Source organism: Collinsella sp. AM13-34 (assembly GCF_003473055.1).
Taxonomy (GTDB): Bacteria; Actinomycetota; Coriobacteriia; order Coriobacteriales; family Coriobacteriaceae; genus Collinsella.
Map to the genome: position 1 here is coordinate 1023 of NZ_QRLE01000059.1, position 362 is coordinate 1384.

The following is a 362-nucleotide window of genomic DNA, read 5'->3' on the forward strand; positions in this document are numbered from 1 at the left end:
CGCGCCGCGTGTTCCGCGCCGTGCTCACCGACAACGGCGCCGAGTTCTCCGACGAGGGCGCGATCGCCGCGCTCATCGGCGAGGGGCCCGGCGAGACGAGGCTGTTCTACTGCGACCCCCGGCGCAGCGACCAGAAGGGCGCCTGCGAGCGCAACCACGTCGAGATCAGGAAGCTGCTGCCCAAGGGCCGCGGCCTCAGGTTCGACCGGCTCGCCCCGGCCGACCTGGCGCTGGCCATGTCGCACGTGAACTCCGAGCCCCGCGGCGCGCTCGGCTTCGCGACGCCCGCCCGCGCCTTCCGGGCGATGCTCGGCGGCGACGCGGCGGCGCTGCTCGAGGCGTACGGCGTGGAGGACGTGCCC

The 362-nt window shown here is 75.4% G+C and carries 1 pseudogene; it reads left to right on the plus strand.

Annotated features, from left to right (window positions below):
• Nucleotides 1-362, plus strand: a pseudogene (locus tag DW151_RS10835) (IS30 family transposase); the annotation flags it as partial.